Annotated in this window: 23 protein-coding genes; 13 read left to right on the forward strand and 10 right to left on the reverse strand. The window is 64.5% G+C overall.

The genetic code is table 11. The features are described 5' to 3' along the window. Nucleotides 1–6: 6 nt before the first annotated feature. Nucleotides 7–1200 carry an MFS transporter gene (locus E2I15_RS09315; protein ID WP_137479717.1) on the reverse strand — a complete coding sequence of 398 codons (1194 nt, stop codon included), beginning with the start codon at nt 1198–1200 and terminating at the stop codon, nt 7–9. Continuing rightward, a complete protein-coding gene (locus E2I15_RS09320; RefSeq protein ID WP_137479716.1) occupies nt 1197–1979 on the reverse strand; it encodes a GNAT family N-acetyltransferase in 783 nt (260 codons plus the stop codon). Before E2I15_RS09320 ends, E2I15_RS09315 begins: the two co-directional genes overlap by 4 nt. 103 nt (nt 1980–2082) lie before the next feature. On the opposite strand from E2I15_RS09320, the gene E2I15_RS09325 reads away from it, so the two are divergent. Next, the gene (locus tag E2I15_RS09325; RefSeq protein ID WP_137479715.1) at nt 2083–2982 is read left to right on the forward strand and encodes a LysR family transcriptional regulator; all 900 of its coding nucleotides are present in this window, start codon (nt 2083–2085) and stop codon (nt 2980–2982) included. Between the two features lie 127 nt (nt 2983–3109). Here E2I15_RS09325 and E2I15_RS09330 read toward each other — a convergent pair whose 3' ends face one another. Beyond that, nucleotides 3110–3907: a DUF899 domain-containing protein gene (locus tag E2I15_RS09330; protein ID WP_137479714.1), complete on the reverse strand. Its 798-nt coding sequence runs from the start codon at nt 3905–3907 to the stop codon at nt 3110–3112. A 217-nt stretch (nt 3908–4124) separates the two neighbouring features. Here E2I15_RS09330 and E2I15_RS09335 point away from each other — a divergent pair, with 217 nt between their 5' ends. Then, nucleotides 4125–4631, forward strand: a complete 507-nt coding sequence (locus E2I15_RS09335; RefSeq protein WP_137479713.1) for a MarR family winged helix-turn-helix transcriptional regulator — start codon at nt 4125–4127, stop codon at nt 4629–4631. Further along, on the forward strand, nt 4628–5488 hold the full coding sequence (locus tag E2I15_RS09340; RefSeq protein ID WP_137479712.1) for a DMT family transporter: 861 nt from the start codon (nt 4628–4630) through the stop codon (nt 5486–5488). The genes E2I15_RS09335 and E2I15_RS09340 overlap by 4 nt, the downstream gene beginning before the upstream one ends. 26 nt (nt 5489–5514) lie before the next feature. On the opposite strand, the gene E2I15_RS09345 is transcribed toward E2I15_RS09340, so the two are convergent. Further along, a complete protein-coding gene (locus E2I15_RS09345; RefSeq protein WP_137479711.1) occupies nt 5515–6417 on the reverse strand; it encodes an alpha/beta hydrolase fold domain-containing protein in 903 nt (300 codons plus the stop codon). 3 nt (nt 6418–6420) lie between these two features. Between E2I15_RS09345 and E2I15_RS09350 the strand changes: the two genes are divergently transcribed. The 4 genes from E2I15_RS09350 (at nt 6421) to E2I15_RS09365 (ending at nt 8788) form a co-directional block, all read left to right on the forward strand. After that, nucleotides 6421–6618 (forward strand): hypothetical protein, encoded by a 198-nt coding sequence (locus tag E2I15_RS09350; RefSeq protein ID WP_137479710.1) that lies wholly within the window; start codon nt 6421–6423, stop codon nt 6616–6618. A gap of 97 nt (nt 6619–6715) precedes the next feature. Continuing rightward, a complete protein-coding gene (locus tag E2I15_RS09355; RefSeq protein WP_137479709.1) occupies nt 6716–7183 on the forward strand; it encodes a carboxymuconolactone decarboxylase family protein in 468 nt (155 codons plus the stop codon). Nucleotides 7184–7348: 165 nt separating this feature from the next. Beyond that, a complete protein-coding gene (locus E2I15_RS09360) occupies nt 7349–8221 on the forward strand; it encodes a bifunctional helix-turn-helix transcriptional regulator/GNAT family N-acetyltransferase (protein WP_137479708.1) in 873 nt (290 codons plus the stop codon). A 69-nt stretch (nt 8222–8290) separates the two neighbouring features. Beyond that, a complete protein-coding gene (locus E2I15_RS09365) occupies nt 8291–8788 on the forward strand; it encodes a peptide deformylase (RefSeq protein WP_137479707.1) in 498 nt (165 codons plus the stop codon). Between the two features lie 7 nt (nt 8789–8795). On the opposite strand, the gene E2I15_RS09370 is transcribed toward E2I15_RS09365, so the two are convergent. Both E2I15_RS09370 and E2I15_RS09375 read right to left on the reverse strand, forming a co-directional pair. Continuing rightward, nucleotides 8796–10061, reverse strand: coding sequence for a serine hydrolase domain-containing protein (locus tag E2I15_RS09370; protein WP_137479706.1), 1266 nt, complete (start codon nt 10059–10061; stop codon nt 8796–8798). Nucleotides 10062–10249: 188 nt separating this feature from the next. Further along, nucleotides 10250–10723 (reverse strand): VOC family protein, encoded by a 474-nt coding sequence (locus E2I15_RS09375; protein WP_137479705.1) that lies wholly within the window; start codon nt 10721–10723, stop codon nt 10250–10252. Between the two features lie 468 nt (nt 10724–11191). Here E2I15_RS09375 and E2I15_RS09380 point away from each other — a divergent pair, with 468 nt between their 5' ends. Further along, nucleotides 11192–11845, forward strand: coding sequence for a glutathione S-transferase family protein (locus tag E2I15_RS09380; RefSeq protein ID WP_137479788.1), 654 nt, complete (start codon nt 11192–11194; stop codon nt 11843–11845). 77 nt (nt 11846–11922) lie between these two features. Here the strand turns inward: E2I15_RS09380 and E2I15_RS09385 are convergent, their stop codons facing one another. Next, nucleotides 11923–13110: a serine hydrolase domain-containing protein gene (locus E2I15_RS09385; protein ID WP_170991578.1), complete on the reverse strand. Its 1188-nt coding sequence runs from the start codon at nt 13108–13110 to the stop codon at nt 11923–11925. A gap of 240 nt (nt 13111–13350) precedes the next feature. Between E2I15_RS09385 and E2I15_RS09390 the strand changes: the two genes are divergently transcribed. Next, a complete protein-coding gene (locus tag E2I15_RS09390) occupies nt 13351–13515 on the forward strand; it encodes a hypothetical protein (protein WP_155262289.1) in 165 nt (54 codons plus the stop codon). A 239-nt stretch (nt 13516–13754) separates the two neighbouring features. After that, nucleotides 13755–13991 carry a hypothetical protein gene (locus E2I15_RS09395; protein ID WP_137479703.1) on the forward strand — a complete coding sequence of 79 codons (237 nt, stop codon included), beginning with the start codon at nt 13755–13757 and terminating at the stop codon, nt 13989–13991. Between the two features lie 249 nt (nt 13992–14240). On the opposite strand, the gene E2I15_RS09400 is transcribed toward E2I15_RS09395, so the two are convergent. Next, a complete protein-coding gene (locus E2I15_RS09400; RefSeq protein ID WP_137479702.1) occupies nt 14241–15137 on the reverse strand; it encodes a LysR family transcriptional regulator in 897 nt (298 codons plus the stop codon). Between the two features lie 316 nt (nt 15138–15453). Here E2I15_RS09400 and E2I15_RS09405 point away from each other — a divergent pair, with 316 nt between their 5' ends. Then, the gene (locus E2I15_RS09405; RefSeq protein ID WP_137479701.1) at nt 15454–16188 is read left to right on the forward strand and encodes an SDR family NAD(P)-dependent oxidoreductase; all 735 of its coding nucleotides are present in this window, start codon (nt 15454–15456) and stop codon (nt 16186–16188) included. A gap of 41 nt (nt 16189–16229) precedes the next feature. Next, nucleotides 16230–16829 (forward strand): NADPH-dependent F420 reductase, encoded by a 600-nt coding sequence (locus E2I15_RS09410; protein WP_137479700.1) that lies wholly within the window; start codon nt 16230–16232, stop codon nt 16827–16829. A 155-nt stretch (nt 16830–16984) separates the two neighbouring features. Here the strand turns inward: E2I15_RS09410 and E2I15_RS09415 are convergent, their stop codons facing one another. Further along, complete coding sequence (locus E2I15_RS09415; protein ID WP_137479699.1) at nt 16985–17638, reverse strand: glutathione S-transferase; 654 nt, start codon at nt 17636–17638, stop codon at nt 16985–16987. Nucleotides 17639–17749: 111 nt separating this feature from the next. Between E2I15_RS09415 and E2I15_RS09420 the strand changes: the two genes are divergently transcribed. Beyond that, nucleotides 17750–18313, forward strand: a complete 564-nt coding sequence (locus E2I15_RS09420; RefSeq protein ID WP_137479698.1) for a TetR/AcrR family transcriptional regulator — start codon at nt 17750–17752, stop codon at nt 18311–18313. 1428 nt (nt 18314–19741) lie between these two features. Here E2I15_RS09420 and E2I15_RS09425 read toward each other — a convergent pair. Further along, nucleotides 19742–20014, reverse strand: coding sequence for a hypothetical protein (locus tag E2I15_RS09425; protein ID WP_137479697.1), 273 nt, complete (start codon nt 20012–20014; stop codon nt 19742–19744). Between the last annotated feature and the right edge of the window lie 10 nt (nt 20015–20024).

Raw genomic sequence — 20024 nt, forward strand, 5'->3', positions numbered from 1 at the left:
ACACGGCTATCGCTTGGCGGCCACGAGCGGCGGCGGAAACAGCAGCTTGAGCAGGATCGCGGCAAGCAGCGTCACCAGGGCGAGACCGGTGGAGAGATAGAGCGCGCTCGCATCGCCGAACCGGTCGATCACGATTGCATAGATCAGCGGCGCCGCCGCCGGCAGGATGAAGCTCGGGACAATGAGCCGGCCGACCAGCGTGCCATAGCTGCGGTGATCGAACAGGATGAGCGGCAGCGTTCCCCTGGTGATGGTCAGTATGCCGTTGCAGGCACCATAGAGTAGCGCGAACGCGATCCCCATCTCCCGCGCCGATCCACTGAACAGGCCGGCGATGAAGGAGAGCGGCATGATCAGGCAGGCCATCAGGTTGAGCGCGAGCGGATCGAGCGGTCCGCCGAACAGGACTTCGCAGAGACGCGCGGCGGATTGCCCGATCCCCCGCAGCGTTGCGATCCAGACTGCAACGGTTACGGTGAGCCCAAGGCCGGTGAGCACCGCGATCATGTGCGCGGACATGCCGGCGTTCAAAAAGTTCGCCCCGGTCATGATCACGGCATAGAGCCCGCTCGCCGCTGCAAACTGCCGCCGCCCCACCACGCGCGGTTGCCTCGATGCCGCCGCAGCAGAGCCCGGCACGCCGGCAAATCGCTGGTTCGGAATCATCAGATGCAGCGGAATCGTGAGTAGCGCAATGCCGGCATAGGTCAGCACCGCGATGCGCCAGCCGAAATGGTCCGAGAGCGTGTGGCCGAGCGGCCAGAACACGGTGGCGGCCAAGCCACCAAGCAAGGTGATCCCGGACATCGCGCGGCGCGCCTCCGGCCCGCCGATCCGGGCCAGCGCCGCGAAGGCGGCATCGTACAGCGTCAGCCGCATGCCGAGGCCGAGAACGATCCAGGATGCGAAATAGCTACCGATCTGGTGCGAGACCGCAAGACCGGCGCAGCCGAGCGCGTTGATCACGGCGCCCGCCACCATGACCTGCCGGCCGCCACTTCTGTCCACCCACCTGCCCGCAAGGGGTGACGTCACCCCCATCACCAGCAGCGCCGCGGCAAATCCGCCGTAGACAATGTCGCGGCTCCAGCCCAGGTCCGCGGCGATCTGTTCGCCGAAGCCGCCGATCAGATAGTAGGTCGCGCCCCATGATATCAGTTGCGCCAGCCCGAGCGCGACCACGACGCGGCGTGCGATCACCGGAACGCTTCCTTGTCTGAGGGAAGCGTGGAAGCGCCCGGCCCCAGCGGCCGCTGCATCAGCACGGTGTCGACCCATTGCCCGAGCTTGAAGCCGACCGACCTCAGCGTCCCGACCATCTCGAAGCCCATGCGACGGTGCAGCGCGATCGATCCGGCGTTGCCGCTGTTACCGATCACGGCGATCATTTGCCGCCAGGGTCCCGCCTCCGACCGTTCGATCAGCGCCCGCAGCAGCGTCGCGCCGACGCGACGGCCGCGCAGGGCTTCCGACACGTAGACCGAGTCTTCAATGGTGTTGCGATAGGCCGGCCGCGGCCGGTACGCTGTCGCGTAGGAGTAGCCGGCCACTCGTCCGTCGATATCGGCCACGAGATACGGCAGCCCCGCGGCCAGCACGGCGGCACGGCGCCCGAGCATCTCGTCGAGTGTCGGCGGCACTTCCTCGAAGGTCGCCAGCCCGTTGAGCACGTGGTGCGCGTAGATGCGCTGCACCTCCGCCATGTCGACCTCTGTGGCGTCGCGGATCACGGTGTCTTCGTTGTCGCTCATCCTTCCCTCGTGTTGCGGCATCATGGCTGTGCTTCGACGGCGCGTCGGTGCGTGCTGCAGGCACCACGGGCTCATCTCGACATCGCTGCGCGACAGTCCGATATCCGCCAGCAGGCGGTCGTCGAGCTCGCGCAGCGCCTGCCGGCGGCGGATGCGCGAATGCGGCGAGACCGCAAGATAGCGCCCCAACTCGACGATGACACCGCCAATGGACTTGAGGCCGGACAATGCCTGCTCCCGGTCTGCCGAAGCCGTCGCTTGCCGGACTATGCGCCGCGGCGTTATATAAGTGAAGCTTTGACGACTTATGCGCGGCATAAGAGATACTTTGATGAAGAACCTCAACCTGGATTATCTCGAAAGCTTCGCTGTCGTGATCGACTGCGGCAGTTTCTCGGCGGCGGCCGAGCGGCTGCAACTCACGCAGCCCGCGGTGAGCCTGCAGGTGCGCCAGCTCGAGCGCAGCCTGAATGCGACCTTGATCGAGCGGGTCGGACGACGGGCGAGACCGACGGCCGCCGGCGTCGCGCTGCTCTCGCACGCGCATCAGATCAATGCGGCGGTGGCATCGGCGGTCGACGCCGTCACACAGCAGACAACTGGAACGGCAGGCCGCGTGCGGCTCGGCACCGGTGCGACCGCCTGCATCTTCCTGTTGCCGCCGATCCTGAAGGAGTTGCGCGCCGCGCTGCCCTCGCTCGAGATCACGGTCACGACCGGCAACACCGCAGAGATTGCAAGAGCGGTCGAGGACAACACCATCGACATCGCGCTTGTCACGCTGCCGGTATCGGGGCGCAGCTTCGAGATCACGCCGGTCGTGAACGACGAGTTCATGCTGATCGCGCCCCACGACATGAAACTTCCGGCGCGGATCACGCCGGAGGTGCTGGCGACCAGGCCGGTGCTGCTGTTCGAGCCGGGCGGCAACACCAGACGCACCGCGGACGAGTGGCTGGCCCGCGGCGGCGTGTCGTTGAAGCCGTTGATGTCGCTCGGCAGCGTCGAGGCGATCAAGGAGATGGTGCGCGCCGGGCTAGGCTGCGCGGTGCTGCCCGGCATGGCCGTTCCCGCCAGCACCAAGCAGCGCGACCTGATCGTCCGGTCGCTGTCACCAAAGCTCTACCGCCGGCTAGCGGTGGTGATCCGCCGCGACAAGCGCCTCGATCGCGGGCTGCGGCAGACCTTGTCGGCGCTGAAGGCACTCTCGGCCAGGGACAATGGCCGCTAGAGCGTCGAGCGAAGTGGACGCCGGTCCGCGTCGGGAAAGCAGCCAAGACGAGAAGCGAGAGCTTCGGTTCTGATCCAAAACCGAAGCCCTTGGAAGCACGCCGCGCGTTCTCCCCTGCTCTACCCCCTTACGTCGCCTTGCGCTCCTGCTCCGCGATCTTTCGGAACGCGGCCTCGCCGGCATCGGTCACCGCCGCCCATTTTGCGTTCGGCGTGGCCTCGGCCTCGTAATTGTCGTGCCAGTTCCACCATTTGTAGGTCGGGCCCTGCGGATAACCCTTCGGCGAGTCCTCCCAGAGCTCCTGGCGGCCGAGCGGCGTGATGTCGAGATAGCTCCAAACCGTACCCATCGATTCGTCGCCGCGGCTGTTGACGAAATAGGTGCGGAAGATCCGCTCGCCGTCGCGGATGAACACGTTGTGGCCGTGCCACTCGGCGACGCCGAAGTCGGCGTCAAAACTGTCGGTGATCGTGTACCACGGCATGTCCCACTCCATCCGCGCCTTCAGCCGCGCAATGTCGGCCTGCGGCGCGCGCGAGGCGTAAGCGAGCGTGGTGTCGCGCTGATTCAGATGGGAGAGATGACTGACCTGGTCGGCGCCGAGCGAACAGCCGCGGCAGCCGTGATCCGGCCAGCCGAACACGCCGGGCTCGAAGAAGGCGCGGTAGACGATCAGCTGCCGGCGGCCCTCGAACAGGTCGAGCAGGCTCGCCTTGCCGTTCGGTCCTTCGAAGACATACGGCTTCTCGACCGCCATCCAGGGCATTCGCCGCCGCTCCGCCGCAAGCGCGTCGCGTGCCCGCACCTCGGCCTTTTCCTTCACCAGCATCTCCAGGCGCGCCGCCTCCCACGCCTCGCGCGACACCACCGGCGGTGTCTGCATCGCCGCCAGTCCGCCGCGATCGTTTTCAGCTGATTTATTCATGATGGTCTCTCCATCTCCGATTTGGACGAACTCCGGGACTCCAGCGCGGTTCCATCGCCGCCCGCCGTTCGCCGTTGGTCATGCCCCAATCTGGCGCCGCGGCAGCAGCGAGTGGGAGTGACAAGTGTGTCGGGATTTTCACGCATGCGATCCGGGTCGCAACCTGTCTTTGCGATATGCTTGCACTTTGCAATTACCTGTGCGAGCCTCTGGCCCTATGAAACAGACCGCGCCTGCGTCCGACGATGGGCTGAAGCTCAGTGCCTGGCTGCCCTACCGCCTGTTCCTGGTCGCGGCGCAGGTCGCCCGACCGCTCGAGCGCTTCTACGCCGAGACGTTCGGATTGAGTCAGGCCGGCTGGCGCATCCTCGCCGTCATCGCCGAGCGCGACGCGGCCAACGCCTCCGAGATCGGCCGCGCCTGCGCCCTCGACCCGTTTGCGGTCAGTCGCGGCATCGGCCAGCTCGCAGATCTCGGCTTCGCGGTGCGGCGGCCCGGCAAGTCCGACCGGCGCTTCGCCGCCGTCAGCATCACCCGCAGCGGCCGGGCCGCATTCAACCGGATCGCCACACTCGGCAGCGCGATCGAGGCGCGGTTGCTGGCGCGGCTGTCAGAGACCGAACGCGTCACGCTCGCTTCCGCCCTCACCCGGCTTGAGGGAGAAAGCGCGCGGATCGATGCAGAGGGCTGGCGCGCACTGCGTGATGACGCCGGCGCGCCATGACCGCCCTGCTGTTCGCGGTGACCGCGCTGCTCTGGGGCGGCGGCGCGCTGGCAACGGCGATGCAGGCCGGCGTGACGCCCGCGCCGTGGTCGGTCGCGCTGCGCATGGTGCTCGCGGGCGTCATCCTGCTCGGCTACGGCCGGATGCGCGGCGTGCCGCTTGCGATCCCGCGCAAGGATCGACCGGCGGTCGCGTTGCAGGGCCTGCTGTTCTTCGCCATCGCCTTCATCGCGTTCTATGAGGCGACCGCACGCATGCCGAGCGGGCTTGCGGCACTCGTGCTGTCGACATCGTCGCTGTTCGCGGCCGTGATCGCGCGCGCCGCACTCGGTGTGCCGATCTCTTCCGGATTCGTGTGGGGCGCGCTATGCGGCATCCTCGGCCTCGCAATCGTCTTCCTGCCCGGCGCCGCCGCGCAGGGAGCCGCGCCGCTTGCGGGTTTTGCCTGGGCGCTCACTGCGGCCATCGCGACCGGCGCCGGGACAACGGTCGGCGCGCGCAACCAGCGCGCCGGGCTGCCCGTCGTCTCGGTGCTCGGCTGGGGTGCGTTCGTCGGCGCGGCGGCGAGCGCGCTGTGGGCCGTCGCGACCGGCACGCCGTTTGCCGCCGACATGTCGCTCTCCTACGTGGCGAGCTTCCTCTATCTTGCGATTGCCGCGTCCTGCATCACCTTCATGCTCTATTTCGAGCTGGTGCGCCGGCTCGGTCCCGGCCGCGCGGCCTATACGCTCGCGCTGGTGCCGCTCGTCGCGCTCATGCTGTCCGCGCTGTTCGAGCACCTTGCGCTGGGCTGGCCCGTGCTTGCCGGCGCCGCCGCGATCCTTGCCGGCAACGTGCTGGTGCTGGCGCGGGCTTGAATCCTGTTTGATCTCGCTCTTGATAGTCACGATGATCCGATCTCCCCACTTGCGACAGCGCGCAGGATGATCGCGCGTGCCTGCCGGCCTTCCGGCGTCGGCATGGCCGGATAATTGTGCGGCTGGCCTTCACGCAAGTGCAGCTCGACCGGCACGCCCGCCCCGCGCGCCTTTGCGGCCAGATCGATGCTGTCGGCATAGAGCAGGTCGCACGTCCCCGAGAACACGATCATCGGCGCGAGGCCGTGAAAGTCGCCGTTCAGCGGGCTGACAAAGGGATGGGCGATATCGAGAGCGCCGGCGTAAAGGCGTCCTGCCTCCCGAATGCCCGGGATGTCCTGGATCGGATCGCGCGCGGCCGCCATCACCTGCTCTGGTCGATCGACCGCGGCGTTGACGCCCGGCGAGATCAACACCAGTCCGTCCGGCTGCCGGTGGCCGCGATCGCGCAGCCATTGCGCCGCGGCCAGCGCAAGCCCGGCGCCCGCCGAGTTGCCGACCACCGTGAGCTTCGCGGATCCGGTCTCGTCCAATAGCCGGCGCAGCAACTCGCCGGTCGCAGGCACGACATCCCGTGCAGTGGCGCGCGGAGCCAGCGGATAGATCGGAACGACGCAGCGGACGCCTGCCTTGCGATTCGGGTCGCCGATAAAACGCCAATGCGCGCGGACGATCTCGTGGATATAGTCGCCGCCATGCAGGAACATCACGTAGTTGCCGTCGTCAGGGCTCGCAGAGGGCGCCGTGCGGTAGACCGGCCAGCCGGCAACGTGCGTCAACACCACGTCAACGCCACGGCCCAGCCCGTCGGGCTCGTGGGAGGCCGGCCGCTGCTCGATCGGAAAGAGCCGCAGCAGGCGGTTGATGCATTGGCTCTGCCAGCTCGGCTTGTCATCATTGGAGGTCCATCCCTCAACCGCGAAGCCCATGCCATGTTCAGGTCCTATCTCGAAAGTCACCGCGACGAGATCCGCGCCATCGATCCCGCCCTCGCGGCGTTCATGTGCGTGACGTCGATCGAGGCGCTGGCGCATACCGCGGTCCTGCATCGCCCCGAGAAGCTCTCGGACAAGGAGGTCAGAACGCTGGTCGACGAGACCACACGCCTGATCGTCGGCTATCTGCAATAGCCGCCCCCGCCGCGGCAGATGAAAATATCGCGCCGGCATGTCACATTCGCCGTTCCTCGTTCGTCATGATGTCGTCAACCAACACAGGGAACCGACCATGACTGTCAGACTTGATCCCCTCGCCGCCGCCCCTAAGATCATGAAGATCTGGTTCGACGCGTCGGCCGCGATCGCCTCCAGCCTCGAGCCGAAGCTCGCCGAACTCGTGAAAATCCGTGCCTCGCAGATCAACGGCTGCGCCAATTGCATCAATTTGCACACGACGTTCGCCCGCGATGAGGGTGAGACCGAGCAGCGCATCTACCTGCTGTCGGCCTGGCGCGAAGCGCCCTGCTACACCGATCGCGAGCGCGCGGCGCTCGGCTGGACCGAGGCCCTGACGCGGATCTGCGAGCAGCATACCCATGTCGCGGCCTACGAGACGCTGAAGGCGCATTTCACGCCGGAGGAGCAGGTCAAGGTGACCCTGCTGATCAACATCATCAACGGCTGGAACCGGATCGCGGTCGGCTTTGGCGGCTTCGTCGATCCGCAAGTGATCAAGGCCAGGATGGCCGCCGCGTGACCGCGGAAATCGCACGAGACGACGCAGCGGCCGACTTCGCGCCACTGCGTCCCGGGCTGATGCGCGTCGCCTATCGCATGGCACCTGCACCAGGCGGCAAGGCTCCATTCGGTCCGGATCGCCGGCCGATTGACGCGGCGACAATATCTGACTAAAGTCAGACATATGCTCGATCCCGTTTCCCGCGTCCGCCGCTTCAACCGTGCCGTGACCTCTGCGGTCGGCGCGCTCGACACCTCGTTCCTGGGGCGCGGCCGGCCGCTCGGCGCGGCGCGGGTGCTGAACGCGATCGGGCATGGCCGCGCCGATGTCGGCGAGATCAGGGATTATCTCGGGCTCGATTCCGGGCTGATGAGCCGCCTACTGCGCAGCCTCGAGGACGAGGGACTGATCGAGACCACGGCGCATGCCGACGATGCTCGCCGCCGCATCGCCCGACTGACGACAGTGGGCAAGCGCGAGTTCAACGCCTATGAGGCGATCTCCAACCGGCAGGCCAAGGACCTTCTCGCCCACCACAGCCAACGCGAGGCGCTGCTCGCAGCGATGGACCTGATCGCCTCGGCGCTCGGCCGCGACGGCACCGCCCTCGACGAGATGGATCCGCGCAGCGACGAGGCGCGCTATTGCCTCGGCGAATATTACGCCGAGCTCGCGCGGCGCTTTGAGAAAGGCTTTGACGTCAGGCTGTCGCGCGACCCCGAGGCCAAGGACATGGTGCGGCCGCGCGGCACGTTCATCGTGGCGATGTCGGACGGGCTGCCGATCGGCTGCGTCGGGCTGAAGGGCAGCAGCAGCGGGTTCGCCGAGATCAAGCGGCTCTGGGTCGCACCTGACGCGCGCGGCCTCGGCCTCGGCCGCCGCCTGATGAACGCGGCTGAACGCGCCGCGCGCGAGCTCGGCATCACGGTGTTGCGGCTCGACACCAACAGCGCGCTGCCGGAAGCCGGCCAGCTCTATCGCAGGACGGGCTGGACCGAGATCCCGCGCTTCAACGACGACCCCTACCCCGATCTGTTCTTCGAAAAGCATCTCTGAACGGCGCGCCGCACGCGGCGCCCGCATCGGCATGTTGTCCGGCGCGATGCACTGGCCTAAGACTCGGGCATGACCATTCGCCGCATCGTGCGCTATCCCGATCCGCGCCTTGCGCTGCCCGCCGAGCCGGTGACCATGTTCGACGACGCGCTGCGCGAACTGGCGCAGGACCTGCTCGAGACGATGCATGCGGCGCCGGGCATCGGCATCACCGCGCCGCATATCGGCGTGTCCCTGCGCGTCGTGGTGCTCGAGCTCGATGCCCGCGAGGGCGCGCGGACCTATGTCAATCCAGAGATCATCCGGACCTCGCCCGAGATGATCCTGCACAAGGAGGGCAGCGTCTCGATGCCCGGGGTCAATGACGAGGTCGAGCGCCATGCGCGGGTCCGCATCCGCTATCAGGATCTCGACGGCAACATGCAGACCGAGGAATCCGACGGCCTGCGCGCCGTGTGCCATCAGCACGAGATCGATCAGCTCGACGGCATGTTCTGGATCAGGCGGTTGTCCCGCATCAAGCGGGAGCGCCTGATCAAGCGATATGAGAAGCTGTCGCGGGCCTAACCCGACTTCACCCTCCCGCCATCAGATCCTTCGCCAGCGCCATGTAGGCCGGCAGCGTCACGGGATCGTTCGCGGCATTCCCTGCCGCAGGGTGCGAGGCGTAGCGCGCGATCACCATCTCGGCCTTCGGATCGATATAGAGGCCCTGGCCATAAACGCCGCGTGCCATGAAGGCGCCATGCGCATTGTGCGTCACCCACCATTGATTGCGGTAGGAGGCGCCAGGCAGTGTGGTGTAGCCGGCCGGCTTGAATTTCGCGGGATCGCCGCCGCGCGCGATGTCCTCGACCACTTGAGACGGCACGATCTGGCGGCCGTTGAAGCGGCCGTGGTTGCGGATCGTCTCGCCGAAGCGGGCAAGATCGCGCAGCGTCGTCGACAATCCGCCGCCGCCGCTTTCGGTGCCGATGCGGTCGACGTGATAATGCGCATCCTCCTCGGCGCCCATCGGCGCCCAGATCCGCTCAGAAAGCAGGTCCGACAAGGTCATGCCGCTGGCACGGCGGCAGATCCAGGCCAGCACGTCGGTGTTGACGGTCTTGTAGGCGAACGTCTTGCCGTGCTCGCCCTGCTTCTGCTGCGCGCAGAGGAAATCGAAGATATTGGTCGCGCCCTCATAGCCCGGCTCGATCGGCGCCATGCCGTTGGCGCGCCGCAGCCCCCACACGTCGGAATTCTTGTCGGTATAGACCTCGGTGTATTTGAGGCCGGTGGTCATATCCATCGCCTCGTGCACGCGGGCATCGCCGAACGCGCTTGCCTTCAGCTCCGGCACGTAATCGGTGATCGGCGCCAGCGGATCGATCTTGCCCTCGGCGATCAGGATGCCGGCGAGCGTGCCGGTGAACGATTTCGTCACCGACATCGCGATGTGCGGCTTGTGCGGCCTCAAGGCGCCGAAATAGCGCTCGTAGATCAGCTTGCCCCGGTGCAGCACGGCAACGCCGTCGGCATAGGTTTCCTCGAGCATGCGCGCGAAGGTCATCGGACGGCTGTCCATCGTCACCGATGCCGACGCGCCGATATCATGGTCTTCGCGCGGCAGCACTGACGCCGGCCCAGCCCCGCGCCAGACATTCACGGTCGGCACCAGCTGGCGGATGTTGCTCCAGGCCCAGCGCAATTCGGGAAAGCTGCGGAACGAGCCGTTCTGGAAGGTGATGGTCCTGTCCTGCGGCGGCGGAAAGCCTTGCATCCAGCCAAGCATTTGCGGATCGGATTCGGCGGCGGTGAGATTTTGCTGTTGATTGGCGGCGGCGGCTGCGACGGACATGAGGGCTGGCTCCAGAGCTGCGAATGCGAATTTCGTATCACGCGATAGCACCAGGCACATCCCGCGTTTGCGCCGGGGTGACCGTCGCGGCGAGCGCACGCCGCAACGCGAATGGCCGCGCGCCGCACATACCAGCTCGATCGGACACCCGACTATCGAGCCCGGGCCAAATCATTCCGGCACGCGGATTACCCCGCCGCCGCGCGCTCGATCGCGGCGATGTCGATGTTCTTCATCGTCATCATCGCCTCCATCGCGCGCTTGCCGACGGCGCGGTCGGCGCTGTTGACGAGCTCGAGCAGCCGCCGCGGCGTGATCTGCCAGGCAAAGCCCCAGCGATCCCGGCACCAGCCGCACGGCAATTCCTTGCCGCCGTTGGAAGTGACCGCATTCCAGTAGCGGTCGGTCTCCTCCTGGCTGTCGGTGAGCACCATGAAACTGACCGCCTCGTTCGGCGTGTAGTTGGAGCCTCCGTTCAGCCCCACGAAGCGGCGGCCGAGCACGGTGAACTCGACCGTGAGTTCCTCGCCCTGCCCGATGCCCGGTATCGGAGATTGATGGCCTGCGCCGACATGGCTGTCGGGAAACGTCGCCGCATAAAATTCCGCGGCTTCACGCGCCTTTCCCTGATCGAACCAGAGGCATGTGACGAGATCGGTCATTTGCAAGTCTCCTTGTTTGCGCGCAAAGGACGATTGGCGACGGCGGCAGCCGACATCGCGGCAGCAGGCTGATGAAAAATATTTGCGGAACCGCATTTGTCACAACACCGCCTCCACAAACACCACCGTCGTCCCGGCGGAAGCCCGGACCATAACCACCGAATTTGATGAGCGAGGTCATGGCCCCGGCGTTGCATAGCCAATTGCCATTCGGGGTTGGGTCCTGGCTTTCCGCCAGGACGACGCTGAGTGTGTTGCGCTGCTTGTGGTCTCGACCGCGTGACGCGCATGCACGAGCCTGCAGCCCGGATGGAGCGTAGCGCAATCCGGGGTTCTCGCCTTTGGCAGGACCGGTCCCGGATTTCGCTTCGCTTCATCCGGGCTACGCTTGGCCAAAAGAATCCGGGATCGGCTGTCGGGGCACGCGCCGCCCGCTCGTCCTCGGGACGCAAGGACATGGAGCAAACGATGACCCCCATCATTACCGCCTTCGAACGGTCGCCCGACGGCGGCAAGGGGCTGGCGCGCGATACGCGGGTTCGCTGGGCGCTGGAAGAAGCGGGCCAGCCTTACGGGGTTCGCCTTGTTTCGTTCCAGGCGATGAAGGAGCCCGCGCATCTGGCGCTGCATCCGTTCGGCCAGATTCCGACCTATGAGGAAGGTGATCTCGCGCTGTTCGAGACTGGCTCGATCGTGCTCCATATCGCCGAGCGCCATGCGGGCCTGCTGCCCGGCGACGCCAATGCTCGCGCCCGCGCAATCACCTGGATGTTTGCCGCGGTCAACACGGTGGAACCACCGATCCTCGAACTCATGACCGCCAGGATTCTGGAGAGCGATAGGCCCTGGACCCAAGAGCGCCTGCCTCTGATCATGGATCGCATCCGCGACCGGCTGAAGCAACTGTCGGCGCACCTCGGCGAGGCCCACTGGCTCGACGGCGCGTTCAGTGCGGGCGACCTGATGATGGTGTCGGTGCTGCTCAGGCTGAGAGCATCGGGCATTCTCGACGAATTTCCGAGCCTGTCCGCCTATGTCGCCCGCGGCGAAGCCCGGCCGGCTTACCAGTGCGCCTTCGCCGCGCAGCTGGCGGTTAACACGGGGAAGCAATCGCCCGGATGAGGTTGACGACATCAGGCACAGGCCTCGCGCAGATGGCAAAGCCCCGGACGTCGCTGCGCCCATCCAGGCCAGGTTTGCTAGTCGAAAGGATCGTGTTCTGGCAGCGGTTCGGTCAGCTCGAATCCTGGATGGAGCTGCGAAATAATCTCTAGTGCGGTGCGGCCGGGTGCGATCCCCGCGGGGTGCACGCCCGACGCATCGAAATACTGGTTGCTCAGCACCGCGACACCGCATTGCAATTCCGGCACGACGATCACGATCGCTTCGAATCCGCCTCTGCTCGTCGCGCCGTTCTTTGTGAAAACGGTATGGCCCTGCGTGTCCGTGGTGATCTGCCAGGCGAGGCCCATGGTGACGCTGGTCTTCTCCCCGCAAACCGGGAATGTCCCCTGGTTCTGCTGCGTGAGCGCGATTTGCGACCCGAGCACCCCGTTCGGGGCCGCGATCTGCGCCGCGAGAAACCTGATCATATCGTCGCCGGTGGTTTTCAGATCAAAGGCTGTGCCGCCGGTCGGGGTGTTGCGGTCGAAAACGATCCGGTATGGCGGCTCAGAACTCTTGCTCCAATGCCCGATACATCCCTGCGCAATCTTCCATGATGAATTGACGACGGCCCCGGTTTGCTTCATGCCGAGTGGACCGGTGACGTATTCGGCCAGAATCTCGTTGTAGTTATGGCCCTTGTCTTTCGCGAACATCTGCGTGACCGCAAAGCCCAGGGTCACGAAACCGATATTGGAATACTGCCAGCAGCCCTGCGGCGGCGTATCATATTGATTCCACCATTTGATGAGTTCACTGGAGGGCGGCTCGTCCGCAAACAGCTGCTCGCTGTAGCCAGTCAAGCCGTCCCCCGGCTGCTCCGGCATGCCGGAGGTATGGGTGGCGAATTGCACGAGCTGGATCGCGTCAAGCACCGGTGTTCCCACAGTGTTCGCGTTGAAGAGGTTCAGATAAGGGCCGATCGTGTCGTCAAGAGAAGGCCCACCCGCCTTGACCGCCACCGCCAGCAACGTGCTGGTGAACACCTTGGTCACTGATCCGATCTCGAACACCGTGTCGGTCGTGACACTGAATGGCGCAGGCGAAGAGCCCGCCACGCCTGACAGGCCCTTGGGGTAGACGTAGCCCTTGGTGCCGAACGACTTTTCGTCATAGACAGCGATGCAGCAGCCAGGTGCGTTGCTGATGCCGAGATATTTTTTGGCCGCCTCCTGAACGATCTGTGCCGGACTTGTCGTCGCATCGATCATCTGGTCGCTCATTTCGCCCTCCTGCCGGTGACAATGTACGATGTTGACCTTTGGTTGCACCATCTCATAGAACGCCGTTCAGCGCGAGTGAAATCACCGTGACTGCCGTTTCAAGTTGGGGCGGTGGAACGTTCGTGCGGAAAGCAGCATCATCAGACGCGGGCCTACGCGGACGCCCGGCAGTCGCGAAAAGTCTGGCTGATATCGCAAGGCGGATTAGCGCCGCGTACCCCGCGCCGCGTCGTGCCTTGCATGACCACCTTCGGCGACAGCGGCCTGCCCTGCATCGGACCGCTTTCGGAGCGCGTCACGGTTGCCTTCTGCTGCTACGGCAAGAGCGCAAAATGTTCGGACGAACTCGGCCGGCTCGGCGGCACGGCGCTGCTCGGCGAGGTCCGAGCAGAGCTCGCGCCGTGACAGAGTTTGGCCGACGTAACGCGCCCTCACGATCATCACGCGAGGACGTGATGGATTACGCTTCGTTCATCCGGCCTCTCGGTGATGGTCTGCATCGCGCAACACAACTGCGAGGACCTCATTGCTCACGCAGCGTTGAGCCGGCGTGAGTGATGATTGCATTTAAGTCCGCCGTTGCTGCGCACAAATATCTGACGAGGCCAGACTCCTTGGCCCCATAAACATATCGGAGAAACTCAATGACGAACGTCAAACTCCTGTCGGCTGCTTTGATCGCGGTTGCCATGATCGCGTCGCCGGCAATGGCGCGTGAGACCCACGCGGTGTCCCGCCACGTCGCGGAGGCGAGCGCCGCCGCGCCGACCGAGCCCGTCTATGTCGACGGTCGCGCCTGCATTCCGGCGCCGCGCGTCGGTTCATTCGCCACTGCGCCCTGGACCGGCAACAACGTCCCCTGTGAGCCCGGTCTATATTGATCGCTCCGCGCGCATCGATCGGTCGGGCTGCCCCCTAGCCGCTTGACCGGCGCGCTGCGCCATCGCGACGCTGAACAGCGAGTAGCCCGCCTGAGCGCAGCGATATGCGGGACACCACGCGACTTGCGGATAGCAATGCCCCGGATATCGCTTCGCTCATCCGGGCAACGCTTGCTCTATCGTTCTCATTGCGCCAATGAGTCGATTTGTCGTTGCAGAACGTTTCTTCGTCTTGACTCCCGCCGCGCGTCAGTCGCGCGATACGGACAGTCCGGCGAGAAGCGGCGCGTACGCGGTGAGCCTGCGGGATACGAACTCGGTGAAGAGCCGCACGCGCTTCGTCTTGCGTGTCTCCCCCTGTGTGAGGAGCCAGAGCGTCCCGTACATGTGAAGGTCGGTGCCCGGCACCCTCACGAGCAGGGGGTCGGCATCTCCGACGAAGCACGGCAGCGTCGTCATCCCGAGCCCCTGCCGCACCGCAACGATCTGTGCCTCGGCATCTGTGGCTCTGAACGGAACCTCGGCGGCGCGAACCTCGCCCTCGTGGGCCCAGCCCGGGATTCCGTGAATGCTTATGACGATCCACCGGACGGGATCAGGCGCGCCCGCACGCCATGCGGCCAGTCGATCGCGGGATATGTAGATGCCTCCGAACAGCTCCGGCCCCTTCAGGCCGTGAAGATTGAGCGGCAGGGTTTTGCGGTCGTAGACGACGCGGATCGCGACGTCGGCCTCCCGGTTGGTCAGATTTGCCAGCTCGCCGGACGACAGGATTTCCATTTCGATGTCCGGATGCAGACGCGCGAAATCGGCGAAGTCCGGCATGAGCAGGTGTGTCGCGAGGGGCGGTGCCAGCGTCACCCGCAGACGCCCGCGCACGCTCTGGTCGCGGCCGAAGACGCGCGTCTCCAGCTGGTGCGCCGACGCTTCCATCTGTTCCGCGAGCTCGAGGACCTCCTCCCCCGCAGCCGTCAGGCGGTAGCCCGAAGGCAGCCTCTCGAACATCTGCGCCCCGAGCCGTTCCTCCAGTTGGGCGACGCGTCGCAGCACGGTCGAGTGGTTCACCCCGAGGTGCTCGGCGGCAGCCCGCACCGAGCCTCCGCGCGCGACGGCGAGAAAGTAGCGAACGTCATCCCAGTCGATCATGGTGCAATCCGGCACCGCTGGGGTGCGCCTTCCAAAGCCCGTGTCCAATCCGTCGAACAGCATCTCTGATGTGGGTAGCACGGGCGATCATGATAGCCCAAGCCGAATAGCCACGCCGACAAACGCGGCCCAATTCCGACCGGCGGACACCGATCGTCGCGGCTGACGTCAGTCGTCCAGCCGGATCGATTTCGCACCACCGATGTGCGCGCTTCCGCACTCAACGCCCGACGCCGGCGGAGCTACGTCGAGGTTCTCGGGGGCCATCTCGCAAATGGGACCAGAGACGCTGTCCGACACGACGAAAGGAGAAGTCATGGGAAAGCTTGAGGGTAAGGTTGCAGTCGTCACGGGTGGATCGAGCGGCATGGCGCTGGCGAGCGCCAGGCGGTTCGTTGAAGAAGGCGCCTATGTTTTCATCACGGGCCGAAGGCAGGAAGCGCTCGACGAGGCCGTCAGGCTGATCGGCCGCAACGTGACCGGCGTGCGTGGCGACGCGGCCAATCTCGACGACCTCGACCGCCTGTTCGATACAGTCAGGCGGGAAAAGCACAAGATCGACGTCCTGTACGCAAGCGCCGGCATCGGCGAAGCCGTCCCGCTCGGCGAGATTACCGAGCGGCATTTCGATGCGACCTTCGGCCTGAATACGCGCGGCACGCTGTTCACGGTTCAGAAGGCGTTGCCGCTGTTCAGCGATGGCGGCTCGATCTTCATGACCGGGTCAGTTGCGTCGGTGAAAGGCTTTCCTGGTTACGGCGTGTATGCGGCGAGCAAGGCGGCGTTGCGCTCATTCGCACGCACGTGGCTCAACGAACTGAAGGGCCGGAATATCCGGGTGAACGTGCTGAGCCCGGGGCCGATCGCCACGCCGATGCAGGACCAGGTTCTCACCGAGGAGGCGAAGCGGATGTTCGAATCCCTGATCCCGCGCGGAAAGATGGGGCGTCCCGAGGAAATTGCGGCGGCCGCGCTGTTTCTTGCTTCAGACGATTCGAGCTTCGTGAATGGGGTCGAGTTGTCTGTCGACGGCGGCTTCTCGGCGATCTGAAAGGCCGGGGAATCAATATCAACACGGATCGGAGAAGGATCATGAGCTATGCGATTGTCGGATTCGGTGCGGTAGGACAGGCCTTCGCCCGCGCCTTTGCCCGTAAGAACATCAAGGTGGCCGTCGCGAGCCGCCGGCCGCCCGAGGCGTTGGCGCCGCAGGCTCGGGCGATCGGACCCACGGTCGTCGCCAAGTCGCTGCGGGATGCACTCGAGGCCGACACAATCATCCTGGCGGTGCCGTTCGGGGAACGTCGCGAGGTCGCGAAGGCGCTGCCGAGCTGGAAAGGCAAGACGGTCATCGACGCGATGAATGCGTTGGTTCCTCTTGAGGAGCTCGACGGTCTGCCGTCCTCCGCCTTTGTCGCGAAGGCGTTCACCGGTGCCAAGCTCGTGAAAGGGTTCAATCACCTGGTTGCAGCCAAGCTGGCTGCCGATCCGATCGTCGAGGGCGGCCACCGTGTGATCTTTCTGTCTGGTGACGACGAGGACGCGATCGCTCCGGTGGCGGCCCTGGCCAAACAGCTCGGGTTCGCACCCGTCAAGCTGGGAAAGCTCAACGAAGGTGGCGCGCTGGTGCACGCACGCGGTCGCGTGTGGGGGCCGCTCATCTTCCAGGATTTGTTCAAGAAGGAGCAGTAACGGATCTGCGCCCCTTCGAAAACCCCGGATATCGCGGAGTCTGTCATCGGGCGCGCGTTCGCGCGACCCGTTGGCTCATCCGGGCTGCGCTTGCGATCTTGCCGATCCGCTCTCGCGCAAGTCTCACGAGAGCGGTTCGCAAACGACGATCTCAATCAAGATGCCTCGACCGGCTCGGACATCGCTATCCTGTTCTTGACGCTAGGGCGCTCCTGCATCGCTGCATACCATGCCAAAAGAGCCTCGCACTCCATCGGCACCGGCACGTTCACAAGTCCCGCGAATATCAAGCCGCCTATGAGGGTGATATCGGCCATCGTGAATGCGTCGCCGGCGACGAACGGCTGTCCTTTCAGAATGCCGTCAAAGTAGCGCATCCCCCTGAGGGCCTTGTCGCGCTGACGGAATCCCCATTCGGGATTCTGATAGATCTCGACATGAGGCCCAAGACCCGGCGTGGCGTGGTGGAAATAGACACTGACGGCATCGAGCAGTTCCAGTTCGGCGCGCTTGCTCATCATGTGGATCACGCCCTTTTCGCGCGGCGTCCTGCCGGTCAGCGTCGGCGGTCCATTGAGCGCGTCTAGGTACTCGGTAATGGCCGTGCACTCGCCAATGAAGGTCCCGTCGTCGAGTTCGAGCACCGGCAGCGTGCCGGAGTAGTTCTTGGCGAGGAATTCGGGCTGCTTGTGCTCGCCCTTGTAGAGATCGACCACTACGAACTCCACTTGCGACCGCAGGCTCTTCTCGGCCAAGGCGATGCGAACGCGGGCGGGATACGGGCCAGTCGGCCAATCGTAAATCTTCATCATGACTCCTGAGTCTACCTATCACTTGGTAGACTGCATATGAAACCTTTCAATCCGGCCGGTCAACGCCTATCTGTCACTTGGTAGATAACGAAGCAGTGAGGCGATGAAGTGAGTTCAAGCTCTCGGGAAGCCATCCTGGCGGCAGCAAAGCGGACCGCGCAGGCGCGCGGCTATGGCGGCTTGAATTTCCGCGATCTCGCCGACCAAGTCGGGATCAAGGCCGCCAGCATCTATCACCATTTCCCGAGCAAGGCCGATCTCGGCGTCGCCGTCGCGCGGCGCTACTGGGAGGACACTGCCGCCCAACTCGAGTCGATGCTGGCAGAAACGACCGATCCTGTCCGCTGCCTGCGTCGATATCCCGACGTGTTTCGCAAAGCGCTCGAGAGCAACAATCGCATGTGCCTCTGCAGCTTCATGTCGGCGGAAGTCGACCACCTGCCGGACGCAGTGAAGAAGGAGGTCCAGACCTTCGCCGACGTCAACGTGGCGTGGCTGAGCAAGCTGTTGGTGGCTGCGGGCGTGGTCAGTTCGAGAAAGAGCGAACAGCGGGCCCGCGCCATCTTCGCCGCCGTCGCCGGCGCGCAGCTCATCGCCAGAAGCCGCTCCGACATTTCGCTCTACGACTCGATGATCGACAGCTATCGCGCCGCGGGTCTTCTGCCGGCATAGACGGCCCGGATGTCAGATCGAGATGAGGCGGCGACGCCCTACTCCCATTCGATCGTTCTAGGCCAAAGTAGCGAGTAGCCCGCATGAGCGAAGCGATATGCGGGACGCCACACGACACGCTGACAGGAAGTGCCCCGGATATCGCGGAGCCCGTCATCGGGCGCGCGTTCGCGCGACCCGTTGGCTCATCCGGGCTACGCTCGCTGGTGCATGCACGCGGCCGCGTTTGGGGCCAGCTCTTCGTCCAGGATTTGTTCAAGAAGGAGCGGTAATCGGCGCACGGGCGCCGTTCGAACAGCGGGGAGACACCCAGGCCGCGCGGGATCAACAGCGTGCAGTTCGGTTCAACGGTTTCAAACAGCATCAGATATGACAACGCGTTCTCGCGACGATCATCGTCCGAGCCTTGCTGTTGGTTTCACCCTCTTCGCAGAGAGGGCGCAGGGAAGACCGGGTGCCGATCGCACCCATGGGCCCCGAGCAATGGGTAGGGAAGCTCGGGGGTAGGACCACAGGTGTAACCGGGAACAACCCGGCCTTCCCTGCGCGATGGTTGTGCGGCTTACTTCGTGTTCTCCCCGGCGAGACCAGGCTTTTTTGTCACCGCCCTCGCACGCGCACCGCGCAATGCGAAAAGACACCTGCCGTTAGGGCGTCAGGACCACACGACTTCACCGTCCGCTTCATGCGCGTTCGTCAACTGCGCGCTCAGCGTCCACCGCATCCCACACCACGCTCGTGACGATCGCGAAGCGCCCCTCGTGTTGGGTGGGACGCGCATATTGAACATCTGAGTTGGGTCAAACGCCAAGCGGAATATTTTCTTATTCGGGGATTGACGGGTTTTAGTGAGTTGCCCGTCGGGGTGATTTGTCGCAGGTCGTGGAGTGGGATTTGATTTGCGGCGAGACAAATCAGCCATTCAACCGACATGGTCGAAGTAGCGGACAGGCTCACACGCTTGCGAGAGAGGGTTCGCGGATGTCCTCGCGCTCTTCATCGAACGTAACGGAACTCATTCTCTAAGCAGCGCTCCATCACCAACCTAAGCGGCTGAAGAGCGATCTCTCAGATGGCAGAATCAAGCGATCTTCCCAGCCTAAATTTTTTGTCCTGGGCTTTTTCGAGCCGTCTGGCGACACGATCAGGAGTTCACCTTCGTCACGAAGGAGTATCAACTGCCGAGCGAGAATATCGGACGTAACAGGCGTGTCGCTACAATTGCCCGCAAAAAGCTCCTCAACGAGAAGACCTGCACCATCACGATTCGCGGCATGTATCATCCGAGGCAGTTGCTCAAGGACCGCAGCCTCCGAGCACTTCATAGCGCTATCGTCCAACATGAAAGTTAGAAGCCCTTGGCGCAAGTCCTTCGATGGATCGAAACCCAAGGCATGAAATCCCGCCCCGCCATGATGCTGAAAGTGATTATTCAAATCGCCAGTGCAACTTGCCCATTTCGTCGCGCGCCTGACGATGGTTGGACAAATGTAATAGCCAATAAGACCGAGCCGTCCACCTCTGATGCACGTTGTCGATAGCCTCTTTGTGCTGCCCCGAATAATCACTGGCTACAATCATGGTGCCGGTCGCGACAGGCGCCAGCAAGCCGGGGTTTTCCGCTTCTATAATCGAGATTGAATTGCTGAGGCCGGAGAGAAAGCCGGCCTGGTTATCGATAAGAGGTTGCCAAACGCCCATGTTGGCAGAC

Source organism: Bradyrhizobium sp. BR2003 (assembly GCF_009720285.1).
GTDB classification, from domain to species: Bacteria; Pseudomonadota; Alphaproteobacteria; order Rhizobiales; family Xanthobacteraceae; genus Bradyrhizobium; species Bradyrhizobium elkanii.